This is a genomic window from Spirosoma agri (genome assembly GCF_010747415.1).
Taxonomy (GTDB): Bacteria; Bacteroidota; Bacteroidia; order Cytophagales; family Spirosomataceae; genus Spirosoma; species Spirosoma agri.
The window spans coordinates 1-12,383 of sequence record NZ_JAAGNZ010000012.1; the positions used below are offsets into that span (position 1 = coordinate 1).

10 protein-coding genes are annotated in these 12,383 nt (G+C 48.5%); 3 read left to right on the forward strand and 7 right to left on the reverse strand.

What is annotated here, in order from left to right:
• The 4 genes from GK091_RS28865 to GK091_RS28880 all read right to left on the reverse strand — a co-directional run.
• Window positions 1-267, reverse strand: a 267-nt coding sequence (locus GK091_RS28865; RefSeq protein WP_164044225.1) for a hypothetical protein, incomplete at its 3' end; no start/stop codon positions are given.
• A gap of 708 nt (window positions 268-975) precedes the next feature.
• Entirely contained in the window at window positions 976-2,610 is a 1,635-nt protein-coding gene (locus tag GK091_RS28870) for a hypothetical protein (RefSeq protein WP_164044226.1), read from the reverse strand.
• Window positions 2,611-2,653: 43 nt separating this feature from the next.
• Complete coding sequence (locus tag GK091_RS28875) at window positions 2,654-4,084, reverse strand: hypothetical protein (RefSeq protein WP_164044227.1); 1,431 nt, start codon at window positions 4,082-4,084, stop codon at window positions 2,654-2,656.
• 122 nt (window positions 4,085-4,206) lie between these two features.
• Window positions 4,207-5,907, reverse strand: a complete 1,701-nt coding sequence (locus GK091_RS28880) for a hypothetical protein (protein WP_164044228.1) — start codon at window positions 5,905-5,907, stop codon at window positions 4,207-4,209.
• 463 nt (window positions 5,908-6,370) lie between these two features.
• Here GK091_RS28880 and GK091_RS28885 point away from each other — a divergent pair, with 463 nt between their 5' ends.
• The gene (locus GK091_RS28885) at window positions 6,371-7,678 is read left to right on the forward strand and encodes a TlpA family protein disulfide reductase (RefSeq protein WP_164044229.1); all 1,308 of its coding nucleotides are present in this window, start codon (window positions 6,371-6,373) and stop codon (window positions 7,676-7,678) included.
• Between the two features lie 35 nt (window positions 7,679-7,713).
• Here the strand turns inward: GK091_RS28885 and GK091_RS28890 are convergent, their stop codons facing one another.
• Window positions 7,714-8,142, reverse strand: coding sequence for a hypothetical protein (locus GK091_RS28890; RefSeq protein WP_246202469.1), 429 nt, complete (start codon window positions 8,140-8,142; stop codon window positions 7,714-7,716).
• A gap of 253 nt (window positions 8,143-8,395) precedes the next feature.
• Here GK091_RS28890 and GK091_RS28895 point away from each other — a divergent pair, with 253 nt between their 5' ends.
• Window positions 8,396-8,818, forward strand: a complete 423-nt coding sequence (locus GK091_RS28895) for a DoxX family protein (RefSeq protein ID WP_164044231.1) — start codon at window positions 8,396-8,398, stop codon at window positions 8,816-8,818.
• Window positions 8,819-8,998: 180 nt separating this feature from the next.
• On the opposite strand, the gene GK091_RS28900 is transcribed toward GK091_RS28895, so the two are convergent.
• Together GK091_RS28900 and GK091_RS28905 are read right to left on the reverse strand one after the other, a co-directional pair.
• Window positions 8,999-9,253, reverse strand: a complete 255-nt coding sequence (locus GK091_RS28900; RefSeq protein ID WP_164044232.1) for a hypothetical protein — start codon at window positions 9,251-9,253, stop codon at window positions 8,999-9,001.
• A gap of 4 nt (window positions 9,254-9,257) precedes the next feature.
• Window positions 9,258-9,899: an AAA family ATPase gene (locus GK091_RS28905; protein ID WP_164044233.1), complete on the reverse strand. Its 642-nt coding sequence runs from the start codon at window positions 9,897-9,899 to the stop codon at window positions 9,258-9,260.
• A gap of 837 nt (window positions 9,900-10,736) precedes the next feature.
• Here GK091_RS28905 and GK091_RS28910 point away from each other — a divergent pair.
• Window positions 10,737-12,287, forward strand: coding sequence for an Ig-like domain-containing protein (locus GK091_RS28910; protein ID WP_164044234.1), 1,551 nt, complete (start codon window positions 10,737-10,739; stop codon window positions 12,285-12,287).
• Window positions 12,288-12,383: the final 96 nt, after the last annotated feature.

The following is a 12,383-nucleotide window of genomic DNA, read 5'->3' on the forward strand; positions in this document are numbered from 1 at the left end:
TACGATGGCGTTGACGGCCTTCTCGGGGGCCCGGTAGCGCACGCTCAACGTGTACACCCCAGCCGTCGCGATGGTCAGGCTCTGGGAGCGGATTTCGTACTGGTTCCCCGAACAAACTGCCGAAAAGGAACTGCATCCATTAACAAGGTCAGCCTGGGTTATGGAACTGTCGGCTCCCGATCGGACTGACTTTATTCGCAGCAGCTGGTCTGTAACGGTAAGCTTGACCTGCTCATCCGCAACAACTGATTGTTTGTTACTGCGCATAACAAACCGGATCAGATCATTGCTGGTACGGGGATCAGCCCGCTGAGAACGTAAATTAATCGGTAACGGGCTAGATATAGCGCTTGTTTGCCACTGTCTTGGAGGCTTTTTGACAATCGGCGAACCTTGAGACGAAAGAGAAATTAGCAGAAGCAATAAAAAATAGCTTATAGCACATTTAGTAATACATTTCTTCAAAATGTAAAATAATACTATCATAATATTCTGGATAAAGTTACTTAATCTAGTGTTATCACTGATTATGAATACACAGATAGCAAATTTTATGCCGCTAATTACCTAAAACCTTCATTGTATAATTATTTGTTACCTATAATAAAAAGTTATAAATATACTTAAACGGGAATTGGGTTAGTTCTAAGCTTGCTTTATCGACTGCTTTGTAGAGGTAGTTTAAAAGCCAATATGCTTCGTGGTCACTTATGAGTCGGTCAAACGCCCTGTGAAAAAAGGAACAGGGGTTTACATACCATTCGTCAGGCTAAATCATTGATTTGCCGGAGATGCTTACAGAAAAGAAGCCAGAAGCTACTGCTGTTTTTTGGGGGAATTGAAGCAGGGGATGCCCATGATTGTGTAGCCGTTCGATGAGGTCGCAAGCTCATTGAGACGCACGAGCCTACAAGCTACGGTCACTGTGTAGCCAGACTCACTGATAGATTCGCTTAATTGAACCACGAACGGGCACTACTCGCCGGGGTTGCGAGTGCCGAAATACTGCATGGTTAGTTTCTCGCCGGGGGCAACGTAGGTCGGGGTAGCTTCATGAGCCAGCTCAAACTGCTGAATGATACCCGTCCACTTCGGCTGATTGGCAAAGCTGAATTTGTACGTATGGAACTGCCCGTCATTGATCGCCATAAATTGAAGAGACTGCTCCGTCCGGTTACGAACTCCTTTGGGAAACCGAGCCTTGTTCTGAGTCGGGTAGGCGTTATCGACACCCTCCGGAGCCTGTCCATTGATGAGCCAGGTTAATCGCAACGGTGCCTGAGCGCCTGTTCCCGGCGGGCCAGCGTAAGCCATTCGCAGATAGACCGTGTTGAAGTCGGCGGCTTTCCAGCTTCCGTGAGGTGAAATGAGCTTGGCGTTATAGGCGTTTAAAAGTCCATTCTGCTCTTTTCCCGTTAAGGTTGCCTCCCAGTTGTTGCCGGTAAAGGGCTCTTTCTGGTCATAACCACCATCAAAAATGGCCCAGCCGTTGCGCCCATTGAACCGGTTGAAGAAAAAGTCGGGCTGAGCAAACCGCTCCTGGGCATAGGCATACGCACGGATTTCCGACTCGGTACCGATAACGTAAGTGTACTCCTTATACCATGTATTATCGCTGTCCAGATGGACCATCGGTAAATTGGCAATGTACGTAATCGTGTTTCCGCCTTCCCAGCTTTCATTGGCCGCCAGGTTGGATACGTTGTAGTTGGCCCAAAAATAACCCGGTGTGTACAGCCCAATAAGTCGATCAGGCCCAATTTCGACTGCCTGCCAGGGTTCAGTCAATCCGAATGGCGTTAGCTGATGCGTGATATACTCCCCGTTCACTTTCCCCTCAATGCCATCAGTAACCGTGGCTACATCGTTGGTGAAGGGCTTATCCCCATTATAAAAATGAACCTTGCGGGCACCGTTGACCATCATGAACGGCCACTCCTGCGACTCGGGCTCGTAAAATGTTTTGTCGGCTCGCTGGTGCGTCAGCCGAACCTTGACATGGATTTTATTGCCATCCAGCCGGACCCACTGCTCGTAGAAGAATGGCAATTTACGGGCATCGCTGTGTGCCCAGGACAAACACTGCGCTTTGGTGTAGATCCAGCCGTTGATAAACCCATGAAACAGAATGGGAGATGAGTGGCCTGCGTAATCCCCCGCCTGAAGAGGATTGTAGCCTATGCCGCTCCATTTGGGCGAGTCGCTGGAAAAGCTGCGGGGTCCGCCATACGAACCCATACCCGACTCACGGCCCAGATCGAAGAAGTTGATGAGTGGCTGTTTAGTCACCTTATCATAGATCTGGATAGCCGCTCCGTAGTTTTTACGCACCTCAAGTTGGAGCTGATCCGATTCTTGACTGGACGTAGGACCGACATCCCGATCGCCAATCAGGGTTCCGTTATAATTCGGCCAGGCCGATTCGGCACCGGGCACTTCGTAGACAAACCCAGTCGTAATGGGGGGCAATGCTGGCGCGGGCCTAACAAAAGCGGTCGGCGTTGTCAGCGGGGCTTCGGGGTCCGGCAGGTTGATGGAGCACCCGATCAGGTTACCAAGCAGCAGATAACCCAGTAAGACCGTGTGCAATCCCAGTATAGCAACTTTCATGAAAAGACGGTTTGAATCCTGGAGCAAAAATACGTTTTACCGTTCAGGGAGTAGTTGTCACGCTGAGTAGCCGCATGATCGATCCTTTTTCAAAGTTGTTTTGCGGATTGAGCAAGCAAATCTGGTTCACAATGCCATCCCATCCATTTCGACCAGTCAGCGTCAGTTCATACGTCCGAACCTGTCCATCGCCGACGATCGGAAAGTCCAGTGACCGTTCGGGAACGTCGTAAAAATCAATGTCGTCCGGTTTGCGCCAGACCAGTCTGGCTTGAGTGGCCTTGGTTTGAAAAGCGGCCTTAACATAAATTTTGGGGAGATCAGTAGCCCGCCAGAAAACCAAAGGACTACAGACGCGAAAATTAGCTTTACTGCTATCTGCCCGTTGCCAGTAGACCGTCAATTCGTTCTGAACTGGCCAGCCTTTATCGCGAGCATTGTAATAATACCAGCCCTGACGATCCTGCGTAAACCGGTAGTTAGGAGCCGTCGATGGACGCGGCTGGCTATAAGCAAACTGCCTGATGTCGGCCAACGATCCAACAACCAGTGAGTATTCGTACTCGTACTGACCGTTATGATCGATTAATAGAAACGAGTTACTGTTCATGTAATTACTTTCTATCGCGTACTCACCGCCTACCCGCGTGGCATTGGGATAGCCATTCGTTTGAAACCGAAAATCGTTCGGTTTATGAAGGCCAAGACCCCGTCCCTGCCGATCAAGTATGGCGACCCAGTTTTCAGTCCCGTATCGAAAGGTGGCATCCACGTTTGTATTTTCGGCAACGGCTCCGTTGGTGAAGGGTTCTGAGCCCGTGTAGGAGACTAAGCGATACCAGGGAGCATTCACGTTTATACAGGGCGTCTCCTGGGTTCGGGCTTCATACTGGGTTGTGTCCCTTCGATTGACGGTTGTCCGGCTTCGTACATGAATTGCGTTTCCCCTCAGCTCCATCCAATGCTCCATCACACAATCGGCCGGTTCGTCGAAAAGCGGCCACACCAGCGGTATACTTTTCACGTATAGCATGGTTGACGTTTGCTGGTAACTGACGATAAGGGCAGGGTGGTTGTAATAGTCACCCGTTTGTACCGGATTCCATCCCAGATTGCGCCATACGTAGATTGGGTCTTTCCCGTTCACCGAATACGGGTAGGGTCCTCCGTAGAGCGACGTCTGTAGCTGTCTACCCAAATCGTAATTGTTGATCATATTCTCCGAACTACCGGCTTCGGAGAGGTACGTAATGGCCCCACCCATGTTAAGATCGATACCCAGCTTAACCTTGTCATTCGAGATAAAGAGCCGTTTGGCCGGCGAAAGGGGAAGCTGGGCCGGCGGCCGATTTGGGTCGTTTGGATCTGAAGTAGGCGTGTAAGGAGCCGTTGACGGGTAGTCTTTCGTGCAGTTGAACCCAACGAGGCCAAGTAATGCACACAGGCAATAACGGTATACCAGGTTTCGAACCATATCGATGAAGAGCTAATCAAAACAACGAACGGCCTGGCAGTTCGATCTTACGGGTTGTTTACTGTCTAGCGAACAAGAAGTCAGTGTCATCCTACTGATCGACAACGACTCAATCAATAGAACTATAATTGTGTGCCCAGTTTTATCGATTGAGTCGTAGGAGCTATGTGCCAGTCTCCTTTCTCTGACCAGGCTAAACTGATCTGATAAGAATCCAGAGGCACCTGATCGTCAAAAACCCAAACCATTGCAGCACCCCAATCAGCTTTTCCTGTCATCAAGTAGGGGGCTAACTTGGTATAACTCTGGTTAACAGGCCATATGAATCGATGCCTAGCCGATCGAGCGACTAAATATACTTCTTTATCGGAAAAGGCGGCTGATTTGAGCAGTCCAGTCTCAATTGTCAAGTAGCGAATCTGCCGGTCGCCCAACAGAAAGCTACTGTCTTTGGCGACGACGTTGGAAAGGGACGTAGACACAGCTTTAGTATCCAACGCGAACGTACTGAGCGGCTGCGGTAATTTATAGACTCCCTTCTGCTGAGCAACGGCTAAAATATCACTATAAAAATGATCAAGCTGGCGGGTATTAGCCGGTAATGAAACCAGAATTTTATCATCCTGCCAGTTCGTGATGTCACTCAGGTGCAACTGCCTGGTATACGTGACTTCACCGAGCCCAAACCCATACGAAAATCCGTTGATCAGCAAACCGATCAACAGGGCAACACGCCCGACCAGGGGACGGTAGGACGGTTTGAACCAGAGAAGAATGAGCAGGTAGCCAACGGCAAAAGCGATCGTAGCAAACCAGATGAACCGGGGTAACAACAAACTATTGTACCAGCCAAGGCTCCGGGCGAATGAAATACTGAACAGTGTAAGTACCGTGTATAAAAAGCAGGCCGTCAGGACCAGGAAAGACGTATTTGCCGCTAAAGAACGATCGAAAAAACGGTGAACCTGAGCGGGTAAATAAGACAGCCTTTTGGCCCTGTCCAGTAGTTGATAGACACCGGTAATGACTACGAGACCAGAAAGAGCCGTGATGGCAAACCCAATAGCCGACAGGACAGCTAATGATCGGGTGAACACCAACCCGATCGAGCCAACCATCAGAAAAAAGCCCACCAGCACTCGGACGGGGTGAGTCAGGTTCGTCCCTATGGCAGGCGAATGACTCTGGTGATGGATGTACAGATACAGCCCCAGGCATACCGCCATGAATCCCAACCAAACGATCAATCGAAACCGGTTTTTCAGCGCCAGCACAACCAGAAAGCCAACCCCCAAAGTAATCAGCCCATTACCATTGGAGAATACAGCCAGAAAAGCAACGGGCAAACTCAGCAAAAAGGCCCGTTCAGACGGACGACTTATCAGGTCGAAGGCCAGAAAAGCGAAAAAGAGAGCCGGTAGGTGTTGCAGGGCGCAAATAGCCCACGTAGTCGTATTCTCGTAAGATTGTGGTTGGAAAAGGAAAAGGGTAACGGGTAACAGATACAAAGGCTGTATACCGCTTCGGCGGGCCAGTCGGACAAGTAGCCATACCGTTCCAAGAAAGGTTAAATTACCTATGAAGAACAGCGTTCTAAAGTTCAGGCTGCCTTCAATCCAATAGTCGGCCAACACGGTCAGTCGGGCAAACAGGATAACATGCTCACCGTGCGGATAAAAGAGCTGCTTCAGATAGTCGGTTAGAGTCAGGTCAGGTAGTTGCCAGTGCAGACAGTCGAGCAAAAAGGTGTAATCGTCTATGTACGGAATATTAACCGCTAACTGATAGACCAGCCATAGGTGAAGCAGGATTGGTACTAGCATTAACCCGTACCAGCTGTTTACAAGCTTGTGAAAGAATGTTGAACGGGCTGTATTGCCAAGCTTTTTGCCTTTTGGGGCAAGAACGTAGTACATATAATCGAGTAGGGCGGCAAAAGACAAGTAAACAGAATCAAGGTATATAAAATAGTAAATAACTGTCATATTTATATATAAAAATAACGGAAACTTAAACTGCCCAAGTGGCTATCTGAAGTAGTTTAATGTACCGTATGCCGGTGATCATAGCATCCGTAGCTCGATTAGCTGCGGCCCCGCGACGATGGGTTGTCGGCTACCTAACCAGGTGTCCGGAATCAACCAGTACGGGTCAAGAGGGCTGGCCCATACTGATGACAGACTCACGGCGTAGGATTAGCTATATAGCTGTCGCAGAAGAACATAAGTATGAACTTTGGCAACCTGACTTTCATGGCTGAATTGGGACTTACAGCTTCAATTTTTTATGAGGATTTATACGCTACTGATTGCCCTTCTGTTTTACGGGCCGCTACCCTTACAAGGACAACAGACGACAACGCTGATTAACGTTCCTATTACTACGGTAAACGGGTACGGACCTTTTGGTATCGCTTTCTCTCGATTCACCCCGGAGCTGAACGATGGGTCCAATTGGAGTAAGATGAACTTACCCGTGAAAGGGATTCCCAAACACTGGACAAACGTCGAAAAAGCAATGGCCAGAATTAACACCTGGCAGCTCATCTATCAGAATGTGCTAAAGGGTACCGTTCCCCGATCGTGGTATGTAAGCTACCAGCAGGATAGGAAATTAGCACTCAACGATGCCCAGTTCTCTAAGCAGCCCATCAAGTGTTATGTTTATTTGTTGAGAGGGTTTGATCAGACCAGTGGTAAATGGGTCGTTATGGTCGATACGAACAATAACCTTGATTTCAGCGATGAGACGCCCTTCGAAGCAGAAGTTATCAAGCCGGGTACCATGCCCGATAACATTACGGATGCCCGCCTGATAACCTACCAATCGTATCAGAAAGGCAAGATCGTTACTGCTCGCATACCACTAGTTGTCAAACGAATGGGCTATGATCTGTTCTTTTGTTTCCCCCAGTATGCCCGGGCCTCGCTCCGACAAGCGGATGAATCAATAGACTTACTTATCACAAGCGGTTTTGCCGGATTGAATTACGAGGAGTATACGTCGATTGCGCAACAACCCCGCTGGTTTTGGCAAACGAAGATCGCAGCCGATAACCTCACGGAACTAGGCGATATGATCACCCTGGGCGGCCGTAACTACAGGAACAGAGGAGTCAATACGTATACGAACACCCTTCAACTGGAAGCCCTCCCCACGGGCTATGTAGACTATTCACTGAGAACAGGTCGGCCGTTTCGGTCGTTCACGGCACGCGAGTTTACCACGGGCAATCCGATTTCGCTGACCGGTCTAAAGGGTAAGTATGTCTATGTTGACTTCTGGTACACCGGGTGTGCGCCGTGCGTAGCCGCTATGCCGACGTTGAAAAAGCTTTACCGGAGCGTCGATAAAAACCGGTTCGAATTTCTGGGGGTTGTAGGCGCTGATACACCCGACCGGTTACGGGCTTTTCTCAAGAAGCATAATGTGGCCTGGCCGCACGTGTTTTCTACGGGTAAGACCGGGTTGGTTGATCAATACCACATCTCGAAATATCCCACCAGCGTATTACTTGACCCAGATGGCAACGTGGTTGCTACCGACCTGAGTATGGAACAACTGGAAGCCAAACTGAACGAGCTGAGCAACTAACAAAGCTAAGGGCAGATCACCACTCGACAGACAATCTACAGGTTCAGTGTTCCGTAACTGTTCCTGTACACTTTTCCTTTCTTCGGATGCGTGAACTTCAGGGCTGACCAGATCGCGTTGATGCGTAGGTTTTTGCTTTCGACAAGTCCGTATTCATACCCTATTTCAATAACCTTTGTCAGCGTCAGGTCAGTACCCATCTGCCCCGCTTTTGGCCAGGACACCCAGAGCATCCCCGTCGGTTTTACGTGCGCTTTCAATTTCGGAAACTCCTCATGCAGTGCAGCCTGACGGGTAACGAAGAGGTGGATATACTCAAAATCGCCCTCGAGATCGCCCTCGGATTCTGCGCCAACGTCAAGCATTGGTGGCTCGATTGCGGCTATTGCATCGGCTGGGGCATTGACAAACAGCGCGCGACTGCCCGCCTTGAGGCCCATCTTTGCCGACACCGATTTATTCATTGTCATATTGAAGCAACATTATTTCCTCTACCAACACGAATAACAAGCACATCAAAACTACAGGTAAGCTCTAAAGCTAACTGTGTTCTGCTTCGTGTGGTTATCGATTTACAATGCGTTTCGGTGACGCAATCACCCCCTTAACTTGCCGGTTTTACCCCTGCCATCTACCAATAAAGCGTGGTAAATTTATACGGTTGATCGACACTATACCAGCACACACAACTGTATCAAAAACGAAAACACAATCGCTATGAAAAGGATAAAAATCACGTATTGGCTATTAACCGGTCTGTTTGCCTTCGTTATGCTTGGTTCGGCCATCCCTGATATCATGGTCGTTCCAATGGCCGTTCAGGGATTCAAGGAAATGGGCTACCCCTTGTATCTGATTCCGTTCTTGGGCTGGGCTAAGTTACTGGGCGTACTGGCAATCCTGATTCCGGGATTTTCCCGACTCAAGGAATGGGCCTATGCTGGCTTACTGTTTGATCTGCTGGGGGCTACGTATTCAGTAGCCAGTAGTGGTAAAGCCGTCAGCGACTGGTCGCCCATGCTTGTCTTCATCGCCTTAGGATTTAGTTCTTATGTCTTCTATCACAAAAAGCAGACGGCACCTTTATTAGACAATACCGATTCTCCTCAACCCGCCCACCGACTGGCCAGATCGCGCTAAAATCGCCTGTCAGACATGACATGGCCGTTTGTGGTGTTTAATCCTGTAGCTTACAATATGGCAATTGGAATTTATTAGCGTAGGCTGCCATCATCTATTTTTTTCGATTCAACCATTAGTATATCAGCTAGTTACTTTCTTAAACAAATACTGATTTGTGCAAATGTGTATTTACACAAATCAGTATTTGTTTAAATCATTGCGTACCAGATTAAGGATATAATCGCGGGCGGTTTGCTCACCAAGGATCTTTATTTTCATTGCTTTAAAAAGATCAGTAGGCATATCGACCGTAACGCGCTTCGTTTCTTCCTTCGTGGAGTGAATCTCTTTCACGGCTTTTTCGGTATGCTCCACATCTATCTCTGATTTGCGGACCTCTACTTTGGGGCTTAATCCCAACGTATTCTTGAGTCCCAGTCGTTCTTTAGCCATTGCTTTACAGTTTTTTGATAATCTGAGTTAGCTCGTTGAACACGTTCACAAGCTCCGCCTTTGCCTTTTCATCTTTATACTCGACAACACCCAGTCCTTTAATGACAGCTTCCCGGTAAGCGGTCCGGCTCTTGAGGCTGTTTGCCAACACCGGAATTTCGGTGTCCTCCAGCACCTCTTTCACTTCTTTCGCCAGATTGGTATTCGGCTGAAACTGATTCATCAGAAAGTAAGCAGGTATGTGTTTTTCTTTCTCGACTACGGCATCCCGGTAGCGATCCAGAAAATGCGTGGTTGCCCATATATCGAGGCCGCTCGGAATGATTGGAATCAGGAGCAGGTCAGCCAGCAGAATAATTTTACTGGTGATTTTATTGAGTGATGGCGTTCCATCGATGATGACAATCTCGTAATCCCTGTTGATCAGCTTGACGTTTTTGGACAATTCAATTCCGTCAGGCTGGCCGAATACCGGAATAGCCGGCGAATCGTCGGGACGAAAACCTGACCAGTGAATAGCACTTTGGTTCGTGTCAACATCGAAGATACACACCTTGTAGCCAGCATGAGCGAAGCAAACCGCCAGATTCTGGGAAATAGTCGATTTACCTACGCCACCCTTGAGACTTGTTACGGAAAGAATCATTGATCTGTTCTATAGCTTACAAAGCAAATATACACATTTGCACAAATAAACAAACGCGTATTTCAGTAAGTAAACAAATAATGTAGTACGCGTTTGTTTATTTGTGCAAATCAAGCCGTAGTAATATCAGTTCATACGAATGCTGTTCATCCGGTTGATTTGCCTTATGGATAATGGCCGACTAGCCTCGTACGGAAAGAATAAAAAAAGTGACTGGCGTAATTGAGAGCGTAAAACGTCGCGTGTCAGCCACTTGAACTGACCCGGTAAACAGTGGTCTACCTGTGTACAGAACAGAGCGCTACGACGCTGTGATTGCCAAGCTATAACTCAACCGATTATAGCCACAAAAACTATGCGCGTTGCAGACGCGTACTGGAGAGAAAAAGAAAAGATAAGTTATTAATAAACCTGTTCGAATGCCTATCAGCCCAGTTATAGTAATTAAAACCATTTTTCATTTAATAAACTGGATACTAAACGCCTACATAATTACTAATCAACAGGTTAATGCCACAAAGACACCATTCATAGTTACAATCATACAATTTGATGGTATTCGATAACCTCGTTGTACGTTAACCAGGCCCAAGTGGGCTGTTTGGCGAACATCTTGCTCTACCGTTCTGGCAAGAACTACCGATGATGCCAGGTTCAATGCTGCCCATGCGCCAGAAAAAATAGCGGGACAGTCATTCGCCGGAGCAACGACTCGGGCTATCGGACAGGACGTATTCTTCCTGCTAAACACAAAAATACTAGTCAAGCTATACTGGTTCTCAACGATGATCCGCCGACTTAGTCCAAGACACCTGTTACACCATAAGTTGAGTCTCTATGAAACAAAAAATTTACGTTCTGATCATTTTTAGCCTGGCTCTTATTACCAATGCCTACGCGCAGAAAGGGCGGTTTTCCGTTCGGTTTTCGGTCAAATCGCTGGACTGCGCTACCGGAAAAGTAATCATTCGCGTGGATGTCAAGTCCAGTTCGCCTGATAGTACGTTCCTGATGGGCGATGCCAATTATCGGTTCGATTACGATTCTCAAATCATAAGAAATCCCGAGATCGTTAGTCAGGAGAATTTTGCCAATGTGGCCCCGGCCAGCGATAGCCGCTACAATCCCCAGAACCTGAACGGAAGCACAGCAGGTCCGACGGTTGGGACGGTATCGCTAAATACAATTTATGGTGGTTCGGGTACGGGTGCGAAAACCGTTGGTACCGACTGGATTACGGTTTCCTGTATCCAGTTCGATATAATCAATACTACCCTTGTTACATCGAACTGCTTTGGTCTGCGCTGGCATACCGATACGACGTTTCCCATTACCGGTATGAACGAATATTTGGCCGATGCGTCCAATACGGCGGGCTATAGATTGGTCAACGTAACGTCCAGTAAGTACTTCGGCAATCTTCAGGTTTGTGTTCCTCAGTACTGCTCGATCAAGGCAGTCGACGATGTTAACACCACTATTGTTAACGGCCCGGTGTCAGGCAACGTGGCTACCAATGATGCGGACGGACCGCTGGTCGTAACGACGACACCCATCACCGGACCTAAAAACGGAACCATCGTGCTCAACGCCGACGGCTCATATACCTACACACCTAAGACGGGCTACACAGGCAAAGACAGCATCCGTTACCAGGTCTGCAAACAGCTTAGTCCTACCGTCTGCGATCAGGCCTGGTTACGGATCACCATCACCGGTACAGCTCCAGGATCTGGGCCCGTCAATCTATCACTGGCGAAGACAGTCAGTAATGTATCGCCGGCGCTCAACACGGTCATTTCGTATTCTGTTGTCGTCAGAAACAGCAGTACAAACACGGCTACCGGGGTTGCCGTAAAGGACACGTTACCCGCCGGGGTTGTGTTCGAGTCAGCCAGTGGTCAGGGAAGTTACAACGCGACAACGGGGTTATGGACTGTCGGTACAATTGCCGCCAACAGTACGGCTACGCTGGTGATGACGGTGAAGGTGAATGCCGAAGGGACCTGGTTCAATAAAGCGCAGGTAAGCCATGCCGATCAGACAGATGTGAACTCGACACCCGACAACAACAATATGCTTGAAGATGATATCAGCATAGCCTGTTTTGCCGTACCGATCAGCTTCTGCGATGGCGATGTCTATCAACTCAACCTGCCTTCGGGTTATGCCGGTATCCAATGGTTTAAAGACGGTCAGCTCATACCCGGAGCGACCTCGTCGACCTACAGCGTAAATGCCATTGGTAAGTACACCTTCACATCCACGACGTCAGCCTGCCCCACGCAGGGATGTTGCCCGGTCTTGTTCGTATCCGGAAACTGTTGTAAGGCAACGGCTTGTGTCCCGGTAGTAATTACCCGAACCAGCCGAGGAAGAGGCCGATAAAGCCGCCCGAATCGACCGATAACGCGTAACGTCCTCTGCCATTCAGGCGGAGGACATTTGGTTATCTGGTAATCAAGTACTCCGTCTAACCCAGTA